Origin of the sequence: Streptomyces sp. NPDC097640 (assembly GCF_040302705.1) — a bacterium.
GTDB lineage: Bacteria > Actinomycetota > Actinomycetes > Streptomycetales > Streptomycetaceae > Streptomyces.
The window spans coordinates 39796-62214 of record NZ_JBEOSB010000004.1 but is presented as its reverse complement, the minus strand read 5'-3'; the positions used below and the strand labels follow the sequence as shown (position 1 = coordinate 62214).

Below are 22419 nucleotides of genomic sequence, written 5' to 3'. Positions count from 1 at the left end.
GCATCCGTCCTCCGGCACCGGCCCTGACCAGTGAGAGCATGGGCACGGACCGAGCGGCGCACCACCAGCGGACCATCCAACGGAGGAATCATGGCAGTGACCCTGGCCGATGTGGCGGCACGGGCACGGGTCTCGGCGGCCACCGTGTCGCGCGTCCTGAGCGGCAACTATCCGGTCGCCGAATCGACCCGGGCCCGGGTGCTGCGCGCGGTGGACGAGCTGGAGTACGTGGTCAACGGCCCGGCGAGCGCGCTCGCCGCCGCCACGTCGGATCTGGTGGGCGTGCTGGTCAACGACATCGCGGACCCCTTCTTCGGGATCATCGCCGGGGCCGTGCAGTCCGAGATGGGCGCGGTCGCGGAGTCCGGGCGCCACGGCGAGAAGCTGGCCGTCGTCTGCAACACCGGCGGCTCCCCGGAGCGCGAACTCAACTACCTCACCCTGCTCCAGCGGCAGCGGGCCGCCGCGGTGGTGCTCACCGGCGGCGCGGTCGAACACCCCGACCACATGGCCGCGGTCGCCGCCAAGGCGTCCCGCCTCGCCGCGTCCGGCACCCGCGTGGTGCTGTGCGGCCGCCCCCCGATCGAGGACGCGGTCACCCTCACCTTCGACAACCGCGGCGGCGCCCGGCGGCTCACCGAGCACCTGCTGACCCTCGGCCACCGCCGGATCGGCTACGTCGCGGGCCCCGCCGAGCGCACCACGACCCGCGACCGCCTGGACGGCCACCGGGCGGCCCTGGCGGCGGCGGGCCTGGTCGAGGCGGCGGACCGACTGACCGTCCACGGCCTGTACGACCGCTCCTCCGGCTATGACGCCACGCTCGAACTGCTGCGCCGCGACGACGCGTTGACGGCGATCGTGGCCGCCAACGACACGATCGCCCTCGGCGTCTGCGCGGCGCTGCGCGACCAGGCGCTGCGGATCCCCGACGACGTGTCGGTCGCGGGCTTCGACGACCTGCCGTTCAGCGCGGACGCGGTCCCGGCGCTCACCACGGTCCGGCTCCCCCTCCACGAGGCGGGGGCCCGCGCCGGCCGCCTGGCGCTGGGCCGCGAGCCGCAGCCGCCGGGCGGGGTGGCGATGGTGCGCTCCGAACTGATGGCCCGCGCGTCCACGGCTCCGCCGCGGCGCGCCGGGTAACGGGGCCCGCGGCTGGGGGTGCCCGGCGGCTCCTTCCCCTGCCCGCCCCTTCCCGCAGCCGGGGCTCCGCCCCAGACCCCGGGGTCCAGGGCGGAGCCCTTGCCACCCCACGGAGAGAAGCGGGCAGGGAAGGCTGCGTGTCCGGCGGATCTTGCCCCCAGCCCCTTCCCTTCCCGCCACGTGGCTACAGGGGGCCGGGTAGGGGAACGGCCCGCCGCAGGCGCCAAGACCGGCCGGGCTCAGCCGCCGGGGAAGATCACGTCACTGCACGAGTAGAACGACTGGTCCAGGTGGCTGGCCTGCCAGATCATGAAGACGACATGGCGGCCGGTGCGCCCGGGGGCGTTGACCGGGATCGAGACGGTGACCCCGTTGAGCGCGGGGTCGGTGGAGGGCTCCCCCACGCCGGGGGCGATCTTGCCGGTCTGGGCGACCAGCTCGAGGTCGCTCCAGCGCAGCGCCTGCGTGGTGGCGTCGTAGCCCTGCTTCGTCACATAGATGCGGTAGTAGTCCGCACCGTGCTTCGCCTGGTCGTGGTTCTTGAAGGTGAAGCTGTTGCTGACGGCCGTGGCCTCCCACTTGCCGGGCACGTCCATCGCGTTGTAGCGGCCGGACGAGGTGTGCCCGCCGCTACAGAGCTGTCCGTCGGGGAGGGCGGCCTGGTGGTTGCCCGCGACGCCCTCCCGGTAGAGCCCGTTCCAGTTCCACATGGCGTTGGTGTCGGCCTGCCAGGCCTGCCAGCACATGGGGTCCTTGGTCTTCATCTCCGGGTTCTGGAAGTCGCTGCCCCAGCGCTTCCAGCAGCCGTAGTTGCGCGAGGCCGGGCCGATGGCCGAGCCGTGGGCGGCGGCGGTGTCCGCCAGCGGAATAGCGATCATCAGGACGGCGGCGGACGCGGCGGCCGAGGCCCGCGCCACCCACCTTCTCCGGTTGTGCTCATGACAAATCATGACGGCTCCAAGTGTCCCTTGTTCTCCTCTGATGCGGGGTGCGCGAGATGCGCGGGAGCGCTCCCATCGTAGAACCGGACCCCCGGGCCGACCAGAGACCTGAGGGGGCGTCATCCGGCCGAAAACGACTCGCGCCAAAGTCCGTAGCACGATAGGGAGAACGACATCGGCACCAAACCAACCACGAGGTAACCCCCTGAGTACGCATCAGGTCATCGAATGGACCGAAGCCGGGCACACCCACGACGCCCGCTGGCGCTCCGAGAACCAGACGCCCCCACCCCGGCGGGTGACCACCGCCGACGACCGCATGACGGCCGACACCGCCTACCGCCTCGCCTGTGAGGGCACCGCGCTGCTGTGGCGCGGCGACTACCGGGGCGCCCGCCAGCTGCTGACCGCCATGGCCCGGCGCGCCGACCGCGGCCCGCGCCGGCCGCGCCCCCGGCGCGCCCCCGCGGCCTCCCCCGCCGAGGCCTTCCACCAGCACCGCCAGGCCCAGTCCCGGCGGGCCAGGGTGCTCGGCATGCTGCTGATCCCGCTGGACGGCGACTACGGCGTGCCACTGCGCCGCGCCCCCGACGTACGGCAGGCGTGCGAGGAGGCGTACGGACCGGCCGACGGGCCCTCGGTGACGTCCCTGCGCGAACTGCTGGGCCTGATCGGCGCGCACGAGTGGCGCAAGAAGGGCGTCGCGGTACCGGCGCTGGGCGGCGACCGGATCCATCCGCACTACGGCGTGTTCTCCCCCGTACGCGGCGAATACGTGGACCTCGTGGCCCAAGCCCCCCTCCCCGACACCCCGCCACCCCTCGCCTACGACATCGGCACGGGCACCGGCGTCCTGGGAGCCGTACTGGCCCGCCGGGGCGTCCAGAAGATCACGGCCACCGACCAGGACCCCCGCGCCCTGGCCTGCGCACGCGAGAACATCGCAAGACTCGGTCTGACCGAACAGGTGGATGTCGTCCAGGAGGACCTCTTCCCGCCGGGCAGGGCCCCGCTCGTCGTCTGCAACCCGCCCTGGGTGCCCGCCCGACCCACCTCGCCGGTCGAGTACGCGGTGTACGACCCCGACAGCCGGATGCTCCACGGCTTCCTCGACGGGCTGGCCGACCACCTCGCCCCGGGCGGCGAGGGCTGGCTGATCCTGTCCGACCTCGCCGAACACCTCGGTCTGCGCCCGCGCGCCGAGTTGCTCGCCGCGTTCGAGCGGGCGGGCCTGAAAGTCCTGGACCGGCTGGACACCCGCCCCGTCCACCGCCGCGCCACCGACCCCGGCGACCCGCTGCACGAGGCCCGCGCCGCGGAGGTGACCTCGCTATGGCGCCTCGCGGCCGGGTAACGAGCAGAATGGAGACCTGATCCACTGCGAAGAACCGGAGCCCGTATGCAGCTCGCCTTCTCCACCCTCGGCGTCCCCGGCCTGCCGATCCCGGACGTGGTGCGGCTCGCCGCCGACACCGGATACCACGGCGTCGAGCTGCGGGCGCACCCCGAGGAGCCGGTGCACCCGGGGATCGGGACCGCCGAGCGGGCGCGGGTGGCGGCGGAGTTCGAGGCCGCCGGGCTCGCGGTGCTCACGATCGCCGGCTACGTCCGGTCCGCCGCCGCCGGCCCGGACGAGCCCGCGCTGCACGACCTGCGGGAACTCCTCCAACTCGCCCACGACCTGGGCGCGGCGCACGTCCGGGTCTTCCCCGGCGGCGGCGACCTCGACGCCGCCGAGGCCGACACCAACGCCGCCCGCCGCCTCGCGGCCGCCGCGCCGTACGCCGCCGACCTGGGCGTACAGCTGCTCCTGGAGACGCATGACTCCCACCGCACCGGAGCCGACGTGGCCCGCGTCCTCAACCAGGTCGGCCACCCGAGCGTTGGCGCGATCTGGGATGTGATGCACCCCTGGCTGGGCGGCGAGGACCCCTCCGCCACCCACGCCGCGCTCGCCCCGCACCTGGGCTATGTGCAGGTCAAGGACATCGCCTCGGCCGAGGACACCACCCCGCTGCCGCTCGGCGCAGGCGTGCTGCCGCTGGCCGAGTCCGTCGAGCTGCTCAGCCGCGCGGGCTGGGACGGCTGGCTGTGCTGGGAGTACGAGAAGCGGTGGTACCCACAGGCGGCCGAGCTTCCGGGGCTGCTTCCCGCGGCGCGGGACCATCTGCTGCGGCTGCTCGCCGAGGCCGCCTGAACGACACCGAGGTCAGCGCCACGCCGCCCACCAGCAGCGCCGCCGCCAGCCAGCGCAGCGGGCTGATGCCCTCCCCCAGCACCAGCGCGGCCGAGGACATCCCGAAGACCGGCACCAGCAGGGTGAAGGGCGCGACCGCCGAGGCGTCGTAGGTCCGCAGCAGGAAGTTCCAGGCGCCGAAGCCGAGAAGCGTCACGATCCAGGCGACGTAGACGATCACGCCCGCCCCGGCCCAGTCGAGCGAGCGCAGGGCCTCCAGATCGGGGTCCGCGCCCTCGAACAGCAGGGACAGCCCCAGCAGCGGCAACACCGGCACCAGGCTCACCCAGACCATGAAGCTGACCGGGTCGGGCGGCGCGGCCTTGCGGGTCAGAACATTCGACACGCCCCAGAAAACAGCGGCGGCGATCACGAGCGCAAAGGAGAGCAGCGGCCCGGAAGTCCCCTCATCGACAGCGGCCACCCCGATACCGGCCAGCGCCACCCCCATGCCCACCAACCGCATACGCCCCGGCCGCTCCCCCAGCACCACAGCCGCGAACAGCGCCGTGAACACCGCCTGGACCTGCAACACCAACGACGACAGCCCGGCGGGCATCCCCTCGTGCATGCCGATGAACAACAGCCCGAACTTCGCCACGCCCAGCGCCAGACCGACCCCGAGCACCCACTTCCACGCCACCTTCGGCCGGCCGACCAGAAAAACGGCGGGCAGCGCCGCGACGAGGAAGCGCAGCGCGCCGAACAGCAGCGGCGGGAAATGGTCGAGCCCAATATCGATAACGACGAAGTTGACGCCCCAAACCGCGGTGACGAGGACGGCCAGAAGCACGTGTGCAGGTCGCATGAGTCGAGCATCACGGCAGCCGACCTTGTAGCACCAGCACGGATTGCTTCATGGTTGGTTGCAGCGTCTCTTAAAAGAAAGAGTCACCATGCTCGACCTGGCCCGGCTCCGCGCACTGCACGCCGTCTCCGTCCACGGCTCGGTCAGCGCGGCGGCCACCGCGCTCGGCTACACGCCCTCCGCCGTCTCCCAGCAGATCGCCAAGCTCGAACGGGAGACCCGCACCACGCTCCTGGAGCGCCAGGGCCGGGGCATCGCGCTGACCGACGAGGCCCAGCACCTGGCCGCCACCGCCCAGCAACTGCTGGCGATCGTCGAGCGGGCCGAGACCACACTCGAGGAGCGGCGCGGACTGCCCGCCGGGCGGCTGATGATCGGCGCCTTCGCGTCGGCGGCCCGCGGGCTGCTGCCTCAAGTCCTCGCCGAACTCGCCGAGCGGCACCGCTCCCTGGACACCCGCCTCATCGAGGTCGACCCACACCTCTCCCCCGACCTGGCGGCCCAAGGAGTCATCGACCTCGCGGTCGCCCACGACTGGGACATCGCGCCGCTGCCCGCCCCCGACGGCCTCGAGCGGGCCGTCCTCGGCGACGACCTGTGCGACGTCCTCGTACCCGCCGGACACCCGCTCGCCGGGCCCGGCCCGCTGCGCCGCGAGGACCTGTCGGGGCAGCGGTGGATCTGCCAGCCGCCGGGGTCCGTCTGCCACGACTGGCTGGTCCGCACGCTGCGCGCCTCGGGCACCGAGCCCGACCTCGCGTACCAGGCGGCGGAGAACCACACCCAGGTCGCCCTGGTCGCGGCGGGCCTCGGCATCGCGCTGATGCCCCGCCTCGGCCGCGGCCCCCTCCCGGACGGCGTCCTGGCCGTCCCCCTGAACCCGGTGCCGGTCCGCCGCCTGTACGCGCTGTGGCGCACGGGGGCGGCGCGGCGGCCCGCGATCACGGAGACCGTGCGGCTGCTGCGCGTGCACTGGCCGAGTCGCGCGGTCTGACGCGCGAGGGGGCCTTTCCCCACCCCGCCCCTTCCCGCAACTGGGGGAACACCCCCAGCCCCCCGATACGCCCCGGTGACCCGGCGGGCGGGTCCGGCACGCGGCTCCGCGCGTGGCCCTCGGGCGCGGCGCAAGGGCGGGGTGACGCGCGTGGGGGGCTTTTCCCCAACCCGCCCCTTCCCACAACTGGGGGAGACCCCCAGGCCCCCGATGTCTTCGGCGACGTGCCGAGGGGGGTAAGGGGGCGCCGCCCCGCACCGCCCCGGGCGAAGTCGGCCCACCGGGGGAGCCGCCGCGACGGCTGGACAGCCCTCCCGTCCCGGGCCGGGGGCACCGGGCGGGGAGCCGCCGACGAGACGTGAGGGGGTGGGGGTGCAGGGGTGGTGCCCTGGACGCTTACGCATATTTGTGGCGCCAAGTTCCGGGCAAGGTCTCGCTTCCGGGCACCGGCGCCGTAAATATGCGGTCCAGGGTGACAGCCCCGGAGGCCCCGCCCCCGCACCACGCACCCACAGCAGGCGCACCCCCCACCGGACCGGCGCGGTCCAGGAGTGACAGCCCCGGAGGCCCCGCCCCCGGCACCACGTACACACAGCAGGCGCACCCCCCACACGGCGCAACCCCGGCGCGCCCACCGCACCGCGCACGACCGCCGCTGCCAACATGACCACATGCGTACCGCCCGTAACCGATTCCGCGCGGCCGCGCCCGCCGCGGAACCGGCAGGGGGCGCGGGCCGTCCAAGGGGCGTGCTGCCGGTGAGTCTCCGCAGGGCGGTGTCGGCCTCGCTGCTGGCTGCGTCGCTGACCTCCCTCTCCACGGCCTGCGGCCAGCAGCATCCCGCCGTCGGCGTGCCCCCCGTCAACCGCGCCGACGGCGGCACCCCGAGCTCCCCGCCCGGCACCCCCTCCCGCCAGGGCCGCGTCGACACGGGGCTCGTCTACTTCACGAGCGCCCCCGGTGCGGTCCGCGAAGTCCGTGCCGTGCTGCGCCGCCCGGACGAGCTGAGCGCCTTCGCCCGGCTCTTCGGCGAGCGGTCACGCGAGATCACCGCCAGGGCCAAGGACATCGACTTCACCCGCACCCCCCTGGTCGGCTGGTCCACGATCACCGGCTGTGCCCAGTGGCCGTCCGCGCGCCTCTACCGCACCGATGACACGCTGAGGCTGATCCCGGCCCCGCACCCGAAGCCGCCGCCGGAGTGCTACGCGCCCTTCCACACCATCGCGGTCTTCCAGGTGCCCGAGGACCGGCTGCCCGCGCAGCCACGTTTCGCGGACTGACCGCCGCGCGCCGCTCCCCGACAGCGTCCGGCCGCCCCGTGACCGGCCCCGCACGCCGATTGACCGAGGCTGTTCCCCTCCGTCCCCCGAATTGACCCAGCCTCACTTCCCGCATATTTTCCGCATGTTCGCTTCATGCGGACCACAGCCACCCCCTCCCCGACCCTACGGAAGGAGCGCGGGTGCAGAACCCTGCATTCCCTCAGGCGGCCTCCCGCCGCGCCCTCCTGGCCGCCGCCCTCGCGGCCACCGCCGCCGCGTGTTCGCCACAGCCGTCCGCCGCCACCCGGGACCGCAAGACCACCCCGAACCCGCCGCCGACCCAAACCCCCACCCGCGACCGCGACCGCAAGCGCATCGACGCGCTCCTGGGCCGGATGACCCTGGACGAGAAGATCGGCCAGCTCTTCGTGGCGCGGGTCTACGGCCACTCCGCCACCGCCCCCGACCCCGCCGACGCCGCCCAGAACCGCAAGGAGGCCGGCGTCGCCAACGCCGCCGAGCTGATAGCGAAGTACCACGTCGGCGGCATCATGTACGTCGGGTGGGCGCACAACATCCGCGACCCCCACCAGCTCGCCGCGCTCTCCAACGGCATCCAGAAGGCCGCGCTCGCGGGCCCGGCCCCCGTCCCCGTCCTCCTGTCCACCGACCAGGAGCACGGCATCGTCACGCGCATCGGCGCCCCCGCCACGCTCCTCCCGGGCGCGATGGCCCTCGGCGCGGGCCGCAGCGCCGCGGACGCCCGCACCGCCGCCGGGATCGCGGGCGCCGAGCTCGCCGCGCTCGGCATCCGGCAGGACTACGCGCCCGTGGCGGACGTCAATGTCGACCCGGCGAACCCGGTCATAGGCGTACGTTCCTTGGGCGCCGACCCCAGGGCCGTGGCCCGCCTGGTCGCGGCCCAGGTCGAGGGGTATCAGAGCGCCGGGGTCGCGGCCACGGCCAAGCACTTCCCCGGGCACGGCGACACGGCCGTGGACAGCCACATCGGCCTCCCGGTCATCACGCACTCCCGCCCCGAGTGGGAGCGGCTGGACGCACCGCCGTTCCGGGCCGCCATCGAGGCGGGCATCGACGCGATCATGACGGCGCATCTGCTGTTCCCCGCGCTCGACCCGGTCGACGACCCCGCCACGCTCTCCAAGCCCATCATCACCGGCGTACTCCGCCGTGAACTGGGATTCGGCGGCGTGGTGGTGACGGACTCGCTCGGGATGGCCGGGGTGCGGAAGAAGTACGGCGACGGACGGGTGCCGGTCCTGGCCCTGAAGGCGGGCGCGGACCAGCTGCTGAACCCGCCGGACCTGCCGACCGCCTGGGCGGCCGTCCGCCGGGCGGTCCGGGAGGGGGTGCTCAGCGAGGCCCGCATCGAGGAGTCCGTACTGCGCATCCTGGAACTCAAGGCGCGCCGGGGCCTGTTCGACGCCCCCCACACCAGCGACCGCGAGGTGAACCGTACGGTCGGCTCTCGCGAACACCGCGCCACCGCCGACCGAATAGCCGAGCGCACCACCACTCTCCTCGTCAACGAGGGCGGCCTGCTGCCGCTGTCCCTCTCGCACCACCGCAAGCTGCTGGTCGTGGGCCCGGACCCGGCCGCCCCCTCCGGCACCGGCGGCCCGCCGACGGCGGTCCTGGGCCGCGCGCTGACCGCCCTCGGCTTCACCGCCGAGACCCTGTCCACCGGCACCGCACCCGAGCCGACACCGGAGCGGATCAAAGCGGCGGTCGAGGCGGCCAAAAATCAGGACGCGGTGATCGTGACGACGTACGACGTCGACGCGGGGTCCCGCCAGCGCAGGCTCGTCTCCGAGCTCGCCGCCACGGGCGTCCCGCTGGTCCACGTGGCCATCCGGAACCCGTACGACGTCGCGTACCTCAACCTCACCCACGGCAACGGCAACCGCAGCACCAACCGCGTCGGCGCCGGCAGAGCGGCCGAGGCCGCCCCCGCGGCTGCCCCCGACGCGGCCCCCGAGGCCGTCCCCATCGCCTCCCTGGCCACCTACTCCTGGACGGACGTCGAGCTGCGCGCCGCCGCGCGCGTCATCGCGGGCCGGGTGAACCCGCGCGGCAGGCTGCCCGTCCCGGTACGGCGCGCGGACGCGCCGCACCGGGTGCTGTACCCGAGAGGCCACGGCCTGTCGTACTGAGCTGGTCGGATTCCCCGGCGGAGGTCAGGACAGCAGCAAGGGCATGTCCCAGCCGGATGAGGTGGTTCCCGCCGCGTAGGAATCGAGGGCCAGGGCGACGCCCGCGGCACCGTCCAGGTAGCCCGAGACGTCGGAGCCGTAGGGCACCGCTGTCATGGTGAAGCGGTGGCCGAACGGCAGGTCCGGGTCGAAGGCACTGGTCAGCTCGGTGGCCAGCCGGTCCCGGAGATCCTCGATCCGCGGGTCGCCGAAGGGTTCGTTGAGACGCCCGAGTTGGTGCAGGGCGCCTGCCCAGCCGTGGCACAGGGCGTGATCGTGGATGCCCCAGTCGTGCATGGGCAGGGTCAGCAGCCGCTCCACCGACGCTCGCGACAGGGCCGCCCAGTCTTCGCGTCCCAGTGCCAGTCCGGCCAGCTGGAGGGCGCGCGAGACGCCGGGGGCGCCGTAGCACCACGACGGCCATCCGGCGGGCTCGCCGTACTCCTCCGGGCCGGCCACCCACTGGGCGAGGCTGAGATGGCCGGGCCAGAAGACGCCGTGCCCGTCCTTGACCGACCACCGGACCAGGAGGTCCGCCATGGACTCGATGGCCTCCCGCTGATCCGGCAGCCTGACGCCCTGCTGCCAGGCGAGCGACATCAGCGCGAGAGGACCCGCGAGACCGTGTGAGATGCCGAGGTTGAGGTGGCCGCCGGGAAACGCGGCCTCCGAACCGATGCGTGGAGCGTCCAGGGCCCACCACCGGGGCACGCGGTGCCCGCGGTGCCCGACGGTGCCGCGCGCCAGGCGTATCAAGTAGTCGAGGACGCTTTCGAGCGCCTCACCGCAGCTCTCGACGCGGGCGAGAAGGTAGCGGCCGACTCCAGTCAGACCGCGGACCACCTCGTAGTGGCCGATGGTGGGAAGCGGGGCGTCGTCCACGTCCGGAGGCAGTACGGTGCCCACCAGATCACGCTGGTAGGCGTCGAGACGCTGGAGCGCGGAGAGGTAACCGCCGGTGCCGCGATGGGCGATCAGCACCGCGAAGGCCAGTGCTCCCGGCCCCTTGAAGATGCCGCTCGGGGCGACGGTCCCGGAGGCCACCGCCCGGGTCGCCACTCCGAGATAGGCATGCGCCCGGGGCGCCTGCTCAGCCGCACGGTGGCTCACTCCGCTGAACGCGATGGCCAGGCCGGGGCTTCCACTGCCGAGGGTCAGTTCGGCCCAGATGCCTTCGGGGACACCGTCGTCGGCGGCCTCGGCGGGGATGCGTGTGGCGGCCATAGTGGCAGCGGGGTCGGCCAGCCGGTCGAGGATCTGGGCGGAGACGGCCAGGGCACGTTCACGTACGGCGGCACGTGTCCGCGCGGTGGCCGGCTCGCTGTGGGCTGTGCCGCTCATCCGGCCCTCCCGGGGGTCGGCTGGGAGGAGGCAGGGCGGGGAGCGTGAGCCCTCCTTCCGATGTGGGCGCGGGCCACGCCGCGAAGTACGGCGTATCCGCGGGCCTCCGCCGCCGGACCGACGCCGAACAAACGGTTGTGCCGCATGTGGAGAAGGGAGAGCACCGCCTCGTCGAGGTCGGCGGGCGAAGTGGCCAGAATCAGACGGCCGTAGGCGCGCGGTTCCGGTGTCTCGGTCCATAGCCGCGCGAGCGCCGGGGACGACAGTTCCTGCGCGGCCAGGCGGGCCGTCTCGCCGGGCTCACCGGGGCGGATCAGGTGGTGGGCCGTCGACCGATGCCGCTGGTAAGCGTCATGTTCCGGTCCTTTGGCGATCATACGGTCCACCCAGGCGCACCAGTCCCAGTCCCCCATGGAGTCCAGCAGGACAGCGTGTCCCAGGGCGGCCAGCACCTCGTCGGGCATGGCTGACGCCCCCGCCCCGCGCGCACGCAACTGGAGCAGTGCGGAGAGGCTGTCGGTCTGGAACAGACGCTCGGCCGCCTCCTGGAGGGAGTCGCCGCCGTAACGGTCGGTCTCGGGCCGGTAGACGTCCAGGGCCATGGTGCGCAGGGCACCGGAACCGACCGAATCGCGGATGTGGCGGCTGAGGACGGGCAGGACACGACCGTTCAACACGTCCGGATCGCCATGGAAACGCAGCCGCAGATGCGGCTCGGGATCCCGGTAGCGCAGGAAGAACCATCGGTCGATGTCCTTCTCGATGTCCGAAAGCCACCGCGGCAGGTGGTCGGTCAACAGTGCGTCGTGAGCCGTCGGTTCCGCGTACACCTTGACGAACAGCCAGTCCTCACCGGGCAGGTGGACCCGGGTCGGGGCACGCCGGACCGGTGCGTAGGCAGACGACGCGGAGGCGGACGGCGCGGAGGCGGACGGCGCGGAGGTGCGCACCAGAGGCACCACGATCTCGGTGCTGTGCCCCGCGTTCCAGCCCAGGTGCGCACCGTCGGCGGTGATGTCCTCGTACAGGACGAAGCGGGGCTGCGCCGCGGTCAGTTCGGAACGCAGCAGGTCCTGGTCCCATGGGTCGCGCAGGTCGATCGGGTACATCTGATCATTCCTGGCGATCTGCACGCGGTCGGGTACGACGAGGCGCTGCCGCCACTCGCGCAGCCCCTCCTGCCACGCGGCTCCGCCCTGCGCGCGGGCGGCGTCGCGCAGCCGCCGGCCCGGCAGCCAGCGGCGGGGGGCCGCCAGGACCCGGCCGTAGCGAACCCGGGGCAGGTAGGGCAGGACGTCCAGGCCGGCCCAGTCCCAGCCGGACCATACGCGGGGACGGGCCGCGGCCAGATCCGACAGGAAGCGGGCCACCGAGGGCGCCTGGGTGTCGAGCGCCAGCATGTGCGGGAACACCGGCACGACCTGACGGCCCGTGGGTTCGTGCAGCAGTCTCAGTCCGTCCGCACCGGCCGCCACCAGCAACGTACGCCAGTCCAGGCAGTGGGGGTCGCCGCGGTCGTCGGCGACGCCGATGGGGATGCGGTGCGCCAGCAGGCGCGGCACCTGGACGATGTTGAGCGAACGGGGGTCGCGGGGCGCGACGTCCACCTGCGCCAGCAGGCTGTCCGAGCCGGCGGAGTGCGAGACGAGCCGGGAGAGTTCCCCGGTGAGGCCGGTGGTGGCGGCGAATCGGCCCGCGGTGGCGCCGCCCGTCCAGGAGCCGATGTGCGGGCTGCCGAGGAGCTGGAAGTCTCCCCGGTCCAGGGCGTCCAGGCTGTCCGCGAGAATCTGGAAGCACAGTTCGAGGGTGCGCGGCGGTCTGGCGTCGGGGTCGTGTCCCGCGGCAGTGGCCAGACGTGCCACGTCGTCGTCGGTGAGCTCGATGTCGGTTCCGGCGAGGACGGCCTGCTGGACGAGTTCCGCGATCACACCGCGGCGCGGGCGGTCGGCGTCGTCGCCCGGTCCCGTGCGCGGATGGGCGGGCGGATCCGCGTACTCGGGCGGCAGGCCAAGACCGCGGTGCGGGTCGACGAGATCGGCGAGGGGCACGGCCGACGCGGTTCCGTACCGCTCGATGAAGCGGTCCCGGTAGTCCCGCATGTACTCGAGCGTCGTCCACTCGGGCGTCATCGCCCAGATCGCGGCGGCGTAGCGGCGCACTTCCGCACCGACCGTGTGCGGTACGACGAAGTCGGCGGGCATCCGCAGATCGACGTGGACCGGTGGCCGCTGGTGCCCGTCACCGCTCTCCCCGGGTGCGTCGAGGCGGCGGACCCGGTCGAGAAGTGCCTGCCAGGAGGCGAGTCCCTCGCCGGGAGCGTCCTGTTCGTGAACGGCGGCGGCCGAGCGGATCGAGCGCAGTCCCGCGGCCGTGTCGGGAAGGGTGTCCTGGAGAGCGGCCTCGATCCGGTCGAGGTACTCGTCGTCGATGCGGTGCGGGGTCAGCGAGGTGAGCAGGAGGCCATGCTGGACGAGGCCGCCGAGCTGGGCGTCGAGGCGCTCCGCGGAGAGTGTGGGGAAGCGGCGGGACAGCTCGTCGAACAGGGCGGCGTAGGGGACGGGGCCGGCGGTGAGTTCGCGCACCGCGGCGACCAGCGCGTTGTCGCGGACCGAGGTCTGCCGCTCGCCGGTGCGCAGCGTCAGCCGGCCGTCCCGGAGGACGCACAGGTCGTTGAGGACGACATCCACCCGGCGGCGCACCCCGGGGTCGGCCAGCCAGGCCGTCACGCGGCGGTGCAGCCAGGCTCCGTCCAGGCGGACCGACACCTCGCCGGAGCCCCAGGACCCCGCCTTGGCGGCGGGGCCGAAGCGGGCGCTGCCCACTCCCGCGAAGAGCCCGAAGGGGGTGGGGCGTCCACCGGACCGCCGCGCGTACCGGGTGAGGGTCCGTGCGGCGCTCAGGGTGCGCTTGCGGCCGTAGGCCGCCGCCTCCTCGTCGTCGCCCAGGCGCCGGAGACTGAGGGCCAGGCTGCCGCTGGCGACGTGGACGGCCTGCTGGAGCAGGGGGTCGGCGGCCAGGCTGCGGATGCCGGGCAGCGGGTCGTCGGGGCTGATCACGGCCTCGGCGCGGTCCCGGGGCCTGCTCGCGATCCGCACCAGCACCGGTTCACGTACCTCGAAGATTTCGGACTCCGGTCGCACGTCCCTGTTTCCTCGCCTCGCCTCGCCTGGGATACAGAACAGCGGGGCAGGCACTGCCTGCCCCGCTCGATCATCCGGCCGTTACGCGCAACAGACGGGGCAGCGGGTGCCGATCGCGTAGCTGCTCGGCGAAGTGAAGGTGCCCTGCCCGAACTGCTCCGTGCCCTCCGGAAGGTCGGAGACGCGCAGGTCGAGGTCTAGGTCGAGGTCAAGGTCATCATTCTTAAGAACAATCTCAGTACGCATGCTTCTCCCTGGTGTGTCAAGGTGCACGGACTGGAACTAGCCGAAGCACTGGTTCTCCTCGGCAGCCCTAACTGTCACTCCCGATTCACCCGTCAGGGAGTCGATTTTCAGCCATGATCTGCGGGGCTGATGTGTCCGCGGGTCCGCGGAAGCCCTCAATGCGCAAAAGGGGCGGCGAGCGGACTTCGACGCACTCGCCGAGTCCTGTCTCGCCGCCCCTCCGTGCCCAGGGCTCCTTACGGCCGCAGGGCCGGCTCGCGCTCGACCTCGCGGCGGTCGAGCCGCGCGTCGTACGGGGCCAGCGGCTTCGCCGCGGGCTGGACGCCCGCCCACCGCTGCACCGCTGCCGTGGCCTTGGCCTTCTCGTCGGCCGCGAGCTGGGCGATGTTCGAGCCGTGGTTGCCGCCGGCGACGGTGTACACGTACGAGTCCTCGGCGCCCTTGCCGGGCCGGAACCGCTCCGCGCCCCACGGGTCGTTCTGCCCGTACACGAACAGCATCCGCCGCGCGTCGTGCCGCACCCAGGTGTCGATGTCCCGCATCGCGTTCGGCCGGAAGCGCATCGGGATCTCACGCGGCACATAGCTGCGCGGGGTGTAGATGCCCGGGTAGCGCAGCAGCCCGTCCAGGTGCGGGGTTTCGAAGCTGGGCGAGCCCAGTTCCGTGCCCGCCTGGTAGTAGTACGGCGTGTAGGTCTCCAGGCCCTGGTCGGTGTAGGCGGCGAAGCCGGAGATGTCGTCGACGAAGGTGTACAGCTCGTCGGTCGAGGCGGTCGGCGCGGGCACGTCGGCGCACTCGCTCACCCCGTGGTACTGCCAGAAGGCCCACACCAGGTCGAGGGCGACGTTCTCGTACGCCTTGTCCGCGCTGCCGACGACCGTGAAGGTCTGCCCCTCGTCGTCCGCCCACTTCTGGTAGCGGGCCAGGATCTCCTCGCGCCGCACCAGCGCCTCGCGCTGCACCGCGTTCAGCTTGGTGCGGCACTCGGCGGTGCCGACGGAGGCGAAGAAGCGGTCGTAGGCCGAGTCTTCCTTGTTCACCACGTCGTTGGGCGCGACGTAGGCGACGGTGGCGTCCATGTCGTTCGGGTAGAAGCGGCGGTAGTACGTGGCGGTCATGCCGCCCTTGCTGCCGCCGGTGGCCAGCCACTTCTTGCCGTAGACCGGCTTCAGCGCCCGGTAGAGGCGGTGCTGGTCACTGGCCGCCTGCCAGATGTCGAGCTTGGACCAGTCGGCGGGCTGGGGCCGGGACGGGGTGAAGAAGCGATACTCCAGCGACACCTGGTTGCCGTCGACGATCTGGGTCGGCTCGCTGCGGCGCGGGCTGGTGTTGACGTTGTAGCCCGAGGTGAAGAACACCGTGGGCCGGTCGGTGGATTTGTGCAGCAGGGTGAAGCGCTGCTCGAAGGTCCCCTTGGCCGGGTGACGGTGGTCGATCGGCTGGGTGTAGGTCAGTACGAAAAATCGGTAGCCGTCATACGGCTTTTCCTCGACGAGCCGCATTCCGGGTATCGCGAGTATTCGGTCCTTGATGTCAGGCTCCGCGGTGGCCGGTTTCGCGGTGGCCGGTGCCGCGGACGCGCTGCCGACGCCGGCGCCGACCGCTCCCACGAGCATCACCAGCGCCAACAGCCATCTGAGCGCCTTGCCCATTCGCCCTCCCCATGAGTTCGCACGGATCGCCGAGAACCTATCGGGGCACAGGTGGGGCCGCCAGACCCGGCAACCGGAGCCCGAATACGGAGAGTTGTGGGCTCCGCCCTCTTTCGTAGCGGGCTGTGATGGCTCATCCTGCCTACATGGACCGAGACGAACGGCACGACCGGAGCGAACGGGCCGAGCGGCTGACCCAGTATCTGACCGAATTGCAGAACCGAATCGATCCTCGCTCGTTGGAGCTGCTCATGCGGCTGCTGCGCGAGCTGAGCACCTCACCGGCCGTCCACGGGGGGACGTACGAACTCGGCATGGGGCCGGAGGAGAAGGAGCTGTTCACCCCCGCTCTACAGGCGGAGCTGCTGGTGCTGTTCGGCCTGCTCACCTCCCAGGACGAGCGGGTGGTCGTCGACCTCGGCGACAGCCCGCACGCCAAGGGCATGAAGGTCCTGGTGCCCCAGGACCGGGCGGAGGACCCCGACTTCCTCCTCCGTCACAAGCAGCGGGTGGCCGCGGACGCGGAACAGCGGGAACGAGACCGGCGTGAGGTGGAGGGGATAGCCAGGGCCAGCGGTATGGAACCGTGATGTAACGGTGGGTAACATCGGCTGAATGCCGAGAGTCACCACGGGGGTTACGGGTAAAAGCCGTCGGACGACGCCGTCAACGGACGACGCCGCCCTCGAGCGACGACACCATCAGGCGACGGCCGTCGGAGCCGTCTCCCCCGTGAAGGTGCGCCACAACTCGGCGTACCGACCATCGAGGGCCACCAACTCCTCGTGCGTACCGTCCTCGACGACCCGCCCGTGATCCAGGACCACCACCCGGTCCGCGCGGGCCGCGGTCGTCAGCCGGTGCGCGACGACCAGCGTGGTACGCCTGCCCGCCAGGCGGTCCGTGGCCTGGTTCACCAGGGCCTCGGTGGCCAGGTCGAGCGCGGCCGTGGCCTCGTCGAGCAGCAGGATGTCCGGGCCGACCAGCTCGGCGCGGGCCAGTGCGATGAGCTGGCGCTGCCCGGCTGACAGATTGCGCCCGCGCTCGGTGACCTCGTGCAGATAGCCGCCGTCGAGCGAGGCCACCATGGCGTGGGCGCCGACCGCGCGGGCCGCCGCCTCCACCTCCGCGTCGCTCGCGTCCGGGCGCCCGTACGCGATGGCGTCGCGCACCGTCCCGGGGAACAGATACGGCTCCTGCGGTACGACGCCCAGGCGGTTGCGGTACGCGGTGAGATCGAGCTCGCGCACATCCGTGCCGTCCACCCGCACGGCCCCGGCGGAGGGGTCGTAGAACCGCGCGACCAGCTTGACGAGCGTGGACTTGCCCGCACCCGTCTCGCCGACGAAAGCGACGATCTGCCCGGCGGGGATCGTCAGGTCGATGCCCGCCAGCGCCTCGTCGCCGTCGTCCCCGTACCCGAAGCGCACCCCGTCGAAGGTGACCTCGCCGCGCAGCGCCCGTACCTCGCGCGGCGCGTCGGCGAGCGGGGTCTTCGTCGGCTCGCGCAGCAGCTCCTGGATGCGGCGCAGCGAGACGGTGGCCTGCTGGTAGCCGTCGAAGACCTGGGAGAGCTGCTGGACGGGCGCGAAGAACAGGTCGATGTAGAGGAGATAGGCGACCAGCGCGCCCGCCGTCAGCGTGTTGTCGCCGACCCGCCCCGCGCCGACGATCAGCACCAGCGCGGCCGCGACGGACGACAGCAGCTGGACGAAGGGGAAGTACACCGAGATCAGCCACTGGCCGCGCACCCGCGCCAGGCGATACGCGTCGCTGCGCCCCGCGAACCGCTCCCGGCCCGCCCGCTCGCGGCGGAAGGCCTGCACGATGCGCAGCCCGGCCACGCTCTCCTGAAGGTCCGCGTTGACCACGCTGACCCGCTCGCGCGCCAGCTCGTACGTCTTGACGCTCTGCCGCCGGAAGAAGATCGTGCCGACGACGAGCAGCGGCAGCGCCGCGAACACCACGAGCGCCAGCTGGACGTCGATGATCAGCAGCGCGACCAGGATGCCGAAGAAGGTCAGCAGGGAGACGACGGCGGTGACCAGGCCGGTCTGGAGGAAGGTGGACAGCGCGTCCACGTCCGTGGTCATCCGGGTCATGATCTTGCCGGTCAGCTCGCGCTCGTAGTAGTCGAGCCCGAGCCGCTGGAGCTGCGCGAAGATCTTCACCCGCAGCGAGTACAGGATGCGCTCGCCGGTCCGCCCGGTCATCCGCGTCTCGCCGATCTGCGCGGCCCACTGCGCGAGGACGACGACGAGCGCCAGCCCGGAGGCGGCCCACACCGCGCCCAGCGCCATCCGCTGGACGCCCTGGTCGATGCCGTGCCGGATGAGCACCGGCAGCAGCAGCCCGGCCAGCGCGTCGACCGCGACCAGCAGCAGGCTGACCGCGAGCGGCGCGCCGAACCCGCGCAGCAACTGCCGCAGCCCGTACGCCCGCTCGGGGCACGCGGCCCGCTGCTCGTCGATGTCGGGCGTGTCCGTGGCCGGGGGCAGCGCCGCGACCTTGGCCAGCAGCTCGGGGGTGGCGGGCATCCCGGCGAGCGCCCCGGCCATCCCGGGGCCGGGGGCGGGGGCGGCAGCCGCGGCGGTGGCGGGAACCGCTCCACGAGAGCCGGGCAGGTCGCCGTCCCCCTCCGCGTCGGCGCGCCGCACCCACAGCTCGGGCGTCACACCGCCCTCCGCCGCGTCGTCGTCGCCGTCCTGCCGCGCGAGAGTGCTGCTGATGACCGTACGGGCGCCCCAGCTCTCGCCGTCCGGGCCGGGTACGCCGTCGAGGTACGGCACGGCGAGCCCGGTGGCCGACGCCTCGCCGCCGAAGGCCCCGGCGACCGCCACCGCGCCGTCGCCGCCCGCCGCGCCGGCCGCCACGCTGCCCGCCGGGTCGCGGGCGATCCCGCTGAGCTCGTCCGGGTCGGTCAGCAGCCGCCGGTAGAGCGCGCTGCGGTCCCGCAGTTCCTCGTGGGTGCCGATGTCGGCGAGGCGGCCGCGGTCGAGCACGGCGATGCGGTCGGCGAGGGCGAGGGTCGACAGGCGGTGGGCGATGAGCAGCGTCGTACGCCCCGCCATGACGCCCCGCAGCGCCTCGTGGATCTCGTGCTCGACCCGCGCGTCCACCGCCGATGTGGCGTCGTCGAGGACGAGCAGCCGCGGGTCGGTGAGGATGGCGCGGGCCAGGGCGACACGCTGGCGCTGGCCGCCGGAGAGGGTCAGGCCCTGCTCGCCGACCTCGGTGTCGTAGCCGTCGGGCAGCGCCGAGATGAAGCCGTCGGCCTGGGCGGCGCGGGCCGCGGCCCGGATCTGCTCCTCGGTCGCGTCGGGCTGCCCGTACGCGATGTTGGCGCGCACCGTGTCCGAGAACAGGAAGCTGTCCTCCGGCACCAGCCCGATCGCGGCGCGCAGCGATTCGTACGTCAGCTCGCGCACATCGTGGCCACCGACCCGCACCGCCCCCGCCGACACGTCGTAGAAGCGGGGCAGCAGCAGCGCGAGGGTCGACTTGCCGCTGCCGGACGCGCCGACGACCGCGACCGTCTCGCCCGGCTCGATCCGCAGGGACAGGTCGTCGAGGACGGGGCGTTCGGCGTCGTAGCCGAAGGAGACATGGTCGAACTCGACCGTCGCGGGGGCGTCGGCGGGCAGCTCCCGCGCGTCGGGGCGCTCCGCGATGGCGGGCTCGGTGTCGATCAGCTCGAAGACCCGCTCGGCACCGGCCCGCGCCTGCTGCCCGACCGTGAGGATCATCGTGAGCATCCGGACCGGCCCGACCAGCTGCGCGAGGTAGGTGGAGAAGGCCACGAAGGTGCCGAGGGTGACCTGGCCGCGGGTGGCCATCCAGCCGCCCAGCGCCAGCATGGCGACCTGGCCGAGGGCGGGCACGGCCTGGAGGGCGGGGGTGTAGCGGGAGTTCAGGCGGACGGTCCGCAGCCGGCCGGCGAACAGCCGGCGGCTGACCTCGCGGAGCTTCCCGGTCTCCTGCTCCTCCTGCCCGAACCCCTTGACCACGCGAACGCCGGTGACCGCCCCGTCCACGACCCCGGCGACCGCCGCCGCCTGCCCCTGGGCGTACCAGGTCGCGGGGAACAGGCGGGTGCGGCTGCGCGAGGCGATGAACCACAGCGCGGGGGCGACGGCGAGCGCGACGACGGTGAGCACCGGCGAGAGCACCGCCATCACGGCCAGCGAGATCACGAAGAGCAGGACATTGCCGATCATCATCGGCACCATGAAGAGCAGCCCCTGGACGAGCTGGAGATCGCTGGTGGCCCGGCCGATGACCTGCCCGGTGCTCAGCTCGTCCTGGCGCCTGCCGTCGAACCGCGAGATCGCCGCGAACATCTCGGTGCGCAGCTCGTGCTGCACGTCCAGGGCGAGCCGGCCGCCGTAGTAGCGCCGGACGAAGGTGAGCCCGTAGACGACGAGCGCGGCGACGACCAGCAGGGTGGCCCAGGGCGCGAGCGAGCGGTCGTGCTTGACGATCACATCGTCGATGATCAGCTTCGTGACGAGCGGCACCAGCGCCGTCACGGCCATCCCGCCGAGCGAGGCGCCGAGGGCCAGAGTCACGTCGCGGCGGTACCGCCAGCAGTAGCGGATCAGCCGCCGCGCCCAGCCCTCCCGCGTATCCGCTATATCCGCGTCGTCCGCCACCCGTGACCTCCCGATCCGCCTTTGCTACCGGAAGACACCAACACCCTGGCGTGCGGATTTCATCCTGCCGCAACAAAACGGGGCCCGGGGGGCTCGCCCCCTGGACCCCGCTGTGACCTGTGGTTCCCGCCCCTAGGACCCGCTGCTGGGCAGCTTGGCGGTCAGCGCGTACAGGCGGGTGATCTGCACCACGTTCGCGTTGTCGTCGCTCACGAGCAGGAGCTTCAGCGTCCCTCCGGTGGCGCCGGTGACGGCCATGCCCTCGATGTTGTCGAGCAGCTTGTTGTGCTGGGGCTGCTTGGCGGGCGCGCCGAGGTCGGGGCACTTGACGAGGTCGGCGAGCAGGGTCTTCTTCACCAGCTGGGCCGACCCGGGCAGGTTCTCGGTATTGGTGACGTCGGTCGCCCCGCTCAGATCGGCGAGGTAGAGGCGGACGGTGTTGCCGCTCGGGGAATGGCCGCGCTCGATGACGAGGAGACGGCCGTCGGGAGTCGCGGCGATCTCGGAGATGCCGAGATCCTTGCTCGCGACGTCCGGATTCTTGTCGACCGGGTAGCCGTACTGCGCGGCGATCTTGAACTCTTTCGCGCTCTGGCCCTGCCCCCGCTGCCAGCTCTGAAGCCGCACCAGCGTATGCCCCGCGGTGTCCTTGCCGTCCCCTTCCAGCGGCCCCTCCATGGAGGCGACGAGCGTCCTGCCTCCGGGCTGGAGGGTCAGCCCTTCGAGGGTCAGGTTCCGGTCGGGGGCCCGCCCGTCGGGCTTGACCAGCAACCTCTTGGGCATGGGCAGCTTGACGGGATTGCGGCCGGACTCGTCATAGATCCGGATGGACGGCTCGATCTCGGACGTGACCAGGCGGGTCTTGTCGCTGTCGATCACCAGGGCCTCGGAGTCGAGTGAGGGATATCCCTGCTCGTCCCTGAGGTCGGTCACCCCGCTCGGCTCGGCGGTGGGGTTCCCGTTCTGGCTCTGCACCTTCAGGCGGAACAGCAGGGACCGGTCGGAGACCGCGGCGATGGAGCCGTCGCTGTCGACGGCGAGGCCGGAGAGGTTTCCGACGTACCTCTTCCGGAAGAGGGTCCCGTCGAGGGAGTCGGAGAAGCCGTCGGCGTCCACGTGGTCGGAGCACTTGTGGTCGACGTTCTGGGCACGGGCGCGGGCGGTGGCGCTGCCACCCTCGACGCCCAGGGAGCTACAGAGCGCGAGGGCGGCGGTGGTGGTGGCGAGTGCGATGCGGAGACGGCGGCGCATGGGCGTTTCTCCTCGGTGGAATGCGTCCTGACCTGCGCGGCCGAGGTGGCCGACGCGGCCGGGACGCTAATTCGCCCAGCTGGAGCCCGGGTTGAGCGCCGCGCTATGCCGCGGCGCCGGCCTCCGCCGGTGCGGCCTCCGCCGCGACCGTGACCGCCGCGCACCGCTCGGCCAGCTCGTCGAGCGTGAGCCCGAGCGTGCCGACCAGGGCCGCGATGGTGAAGAAGGCGGGGGTCGGGGCCCGGCCGGTCTCGATCTTGCGGAGGGTCTCGGCGGAGATCCCGGCCGCGGCGGCGATCTCGGCCATGCTGCGTTCGCCGCGGGCCTGGCGGAGGAGGAGGCCGAGGTGCCGGCCGCGTTCGCGTTCCAGCGGAGTGAGAGGGGTGCGCACCATGTCCGTGATACTAATGCCGGTATAAGAATCGGGGCGGCGCGCCACGTCGCCAACGCACTAGGACCTGCCGGCGGATCTTGACGCCTGTGGCGGGCTCGTCCCCCACCCCGCCCCTTCCCGAAACTGGGGCTCCGCCCCAGACC

Annotated in this window: 15 protein-coding genes and 1 pseudogene; 7 read left to right on the top strand and 9 right to left on the bottom strand. The window is 72.6% G+C overall.

Annotation, left to right across the window (positions count from 1 at the left end):
- Positions 1 to 90 precede the first annotated feature (90 nt).
- Positions 91 to 1143, top strand: a complete 1053-nt coding sequence (locus ABTY62_RS06815; RefSeq protein ID WP_352128333.1) for a LacI family DNA-binding transcriptional regulator — start codon at positions 91 to 93, stop codon at positions 1141 to 1143.
- A 239-nt stretch (positions 1144 to 1382) separates the two neighbouring features.
- On the opposite strand, the gene ABTY62_RS06810 is transcribed toward ABTY62_RS06815, so the two are convergent.
- On the bottom strand, positions 1383 to 2093 hold the full coding sequence (locus ABTY62_RS06810) for a lytic polysaccharide monooxygenase auxiliary activity family 9 protein (protein ID WP_311729666.1): 711 nt from the start codon (positions 2091 to 2093) through the stop codon (positions 1383 to 1385).
- 196 nt (positions 2094 to 2289) lie between these two features.
- Between ABTY62_RS06810 and ABTY62_RS06805 the strand changes: the two genes are divergently transcribed.
- Together ABTY62_RS06805 and ABTY62_RS06800 are read left to right on the top strand one after the other, a co-directional pair.
- A complete protein-coding gene (locus tag ABTY62_RS06805; RefSeq protein ID WP_352128643.1) occupies positions 2290 to 3438 on the top strand; it encodes a methyltransferase in 1149 nt (382 codons plus the stop codon).
- A 45-nt stretch (positions 3439 to 3483) separates the two neighbouring features.
- Positions 3484 to 4158, top strand: a pseudogene (locus tag ABTY62_RS06800) (sugar phosphate isomerase/epimerase family protein); the annotation flags it as partial.
- Here the strand turns inward: ABTY62_RS06800 and ABTY62_RS06795 are convergent.
- Positions 4148 to 5128, bottom strand: coding sequence for an EamA family transporter (locus ABTY62_RS06795; protein WP_352128332.1), 981 nt, complete (start codon positions 5126 to 5128; stop codon positions 4148 to 4150). The pseudogene ABTY62_RS06800 and the gene ABTY62_RS06795 sit on opposite strands and share 11 nt — an antisense overlap.
- A gap of 88 nt (positions 5129 to 5216) precedes the next feature.
- Between ABTY62_RS06795 and ABTY62_RS06790 the strand changes: the two genes are divergently transcribed.
- From ABTY62_RS06790 to ABTY62_RS06780, 3 genes are all read left to right on the top strand, one after another.
- Positions 5217 to 6122 carry a LysR family transcriptional regulator gene (locus tag ABTY62_RS06790; RefSeq protein ID WP_352128330.1) on the top strand — a complete coding sequence of 302 codons (906 nt, stop codon included), beginning with the start codon at positions 5217 to 5219 and terminating at the stop codon, positions 6120 to 6122.
- Between the two features lie 758 nt (positions 6123 to 6880).
- Positions 6881 to 7405, top strand: coding sequence for a hypothetical protein (locus ABTY62_RS06785; RefSeq protein WP_352128329.1), 525 nt, complete (start codon positions 6881 to 6883; stop codon positions 7403 to 7405).
- A gap of 182 nt (positions 7406 to 7587) precedes the next feature.
- Positions 7588 to 9561, top strand: a complete 1974-nt coding sequence (locus ABTY62_RS06780) for a glycoside hydrolase family 3 protein (protein WP_352128328.1) — start codon at positions 7588 to 7590, stop codon at positions 9559 to 9561.
- A gap of 24 nt (positions 9562 to 9585) precedes the next feature.
- Here the strand turns inward: ABTY62_RS06780 and ABTY62_RS06775 are convergent, their stop codons facing one another.
- From ABTY62_RS06775 to ABTY62_RS06760, 4 genes are all read right to left on the bottom strand, one after another.
- A complete protein-coding gene (locus ABTY62_RS06775) occupies positions 9586 to 10941 on the bottom strand; it encodes a lanthionine synthetase C family protein (RefSeq protein ID WP_352128327.1) in 1356 nt (451 codons plus the stop codon).
- Complete coding sequence (locus ABTY62_RS06770) at positions 10938 to 14081, bottom strand: lantibiotic dehydratase (protein ID WP_352128326.1); 3144 nt, start codon at positions 14079 to 14081, stop codon at positions 10938 to 10940. The genes ABTY62_RS06775 and ABTY62_RS06770 overlap by 4 nt, the downstream gene beginning before the upstream one ends.
- Positions 14082 to 14162: 81 nt before the next feature.
- Complete coding sequence (gene lanA, locus ABTY62_RS06765) at positions 14163 to 14327, bottom strand: SCO0268 family class II lanthipeptide (protein ID WP_311729673.1); 165 nt, start codon at positions 14325 to 14327, stop codon at positions 14163 to 14165.
- 236 nt (positions 14328 to 14563) lie between these two features.
- Positions 14564 to 15979: a S28 family serine protease gene (locus ABTY62_RS06760; RefSeq protein ID WP_352128325.1), complete on the bottom strand. Its 1416-nt coding sequence runs from the start codon at positions 15977 to 15979 to the stop codon at positions 14564 to 14566.
- Between the two features lie 146 nt (positions 15980 to 16125).
- On the opposite strand from ABTY62_RS06760, the gene ABTY62_RS06755 reads away from it, so the two are divergent.
- Positions 16126 to 16569: a hypothetical protein gene (locus tag ABTY62_RS06755; protein ID WP_311729675.1), complete on the top strand. Its 444-nt coding sequence runs from the start codon at positions 16126 to 16128 to the stop codon at positions 16567 to 16569.
- Between the two features lie 111 nt (positions 16570 to 16680).
- On the opposite strand, the gene ABTY62_RS06750 is transcribed toward ABTY62_RS06755, so the two are convergent.
- The 3 genes from ABTY62_RS06750 to ABTY62_RS06740 all read right to left on the bottom strand — a co-directional run bounded on the left by ABTY62_RS06750 (position 16681) and on the right by ABTY62_RS06740 (position 22276).
- Entirely contained in the window at positions 16681 to 20631 is a 3951-nt protein-coding gene (locus tag ABTY62_RS06750) for an ABC transporter ATP-binding protein (protein WP_352128324.1), read from the bottom strand.
- A 132-nt stretch (positions 20632 to 20763) separates the two neighbouring features.
- On the bottom strand, positions 20764 to 21882 hold the full coding sequence (locus tag ABTY62_RS06745) for an esterase-like activity of phytase family protein (RefSeq protein ID WP_352128323.1): 1119 nt from the start codon (positions 21880 to 21882) through the stop codon (positions 20764 to 20766).
- A gap of 103 nt (positions 21883 to 21985) precedes the next feature.
- On the bottom strand, positions 21986 to 22276 hold the full coding sequence (locus tag ABTY62_RS06740; protein ID WP_352128322.1) for a helix-turn-helix domain-containing protein: 291 nt from the start codon (positions 22274 to 22276) through the stop codon (positions 21986 to 21988).
- Between the last annotated feature and the right edge of the window lie 143 nt (positions 22277 to 22419).

What these genes read in the sequence shown, in the direction of transcription:
- ABTY62_RS06815 (WP_352128333.1), top strand. Translation starts at nt 91, where the DNA reads ATGGCAGTGACCCTGGCCGATGTGGCGGCACGGGCACGGGTCTCGGCG.
- ABTY62_RS06810 (WP_311729666.1), bottom strand. Translation starts at nt 2,093, where the DNA reads ATGATTTGTCATGAGCACAACCGGAGAAGGTGGGTGGCGCGGGCCTCG.
- ABTY62_RS06795 (WP_352128332.1), bottom strand. Translation starts at nt 5,128, where the DNA reads ATGCGACCTGCACACGTGCTTCTGGCCGTCCTCGTCACCGCGGTTTGG.
- ABTY62_RS06790 (WP_352128330.1), top strand. Translation starts at nt 5,217, where the DNA reads ATGCTCGACCTGGCCCGGCTCCGCGCACTGCACGCCGTCTCCGTCCAC.
- ABTY62_RS06775 (WP_352128327.1), bottom strand. Translation starts at nt 10,941, where the DNA reads ATGAGCGGCACAGCCCACAGCGAGCCGGCCACCGCGCGGACACGTGCC.
- lanA (WP_311729673.1), bottom strand. Translation starts at nt 14,327, where the DNA reads ATGCGTACTGAGATTGTTCTTAAGAATGATGACCTTGACCTCGACCTA.
- ABTY62_RS06760 (WP_352128325.1), bottom strand. Translation starts at nt 15,979, where the DNA reads ATGGGCAAGGCGCTCAGATGGCTGTTGGCGCTGGTGATGCTCGTGGGA.
- ABTY62_RS06755 (WP_311729675.1), top strand. Translation starts at nt 16,126, where the DNA reads ATGGACCGAGACGAACGGCACGACCGGAGCGAACGGGCCGAGCGGCTG.
- ABTY62_RS06745 (WP_352128323.1), bottom strand. Translation starts at nt 21,882, where the DNA reads ATGCGCCGCCGTCTCCGCATCGCACTCGCCACCACCACCGCCGCCCTC.
- ABTY62_RS06740 (WP_352128322.1), bottom strand. Translation starts at nt 22,276, where the DNA reads ATGGTGCGCACCCCTCTCACTCCGCTGGAACGCGAACGCGGCCGGCAC.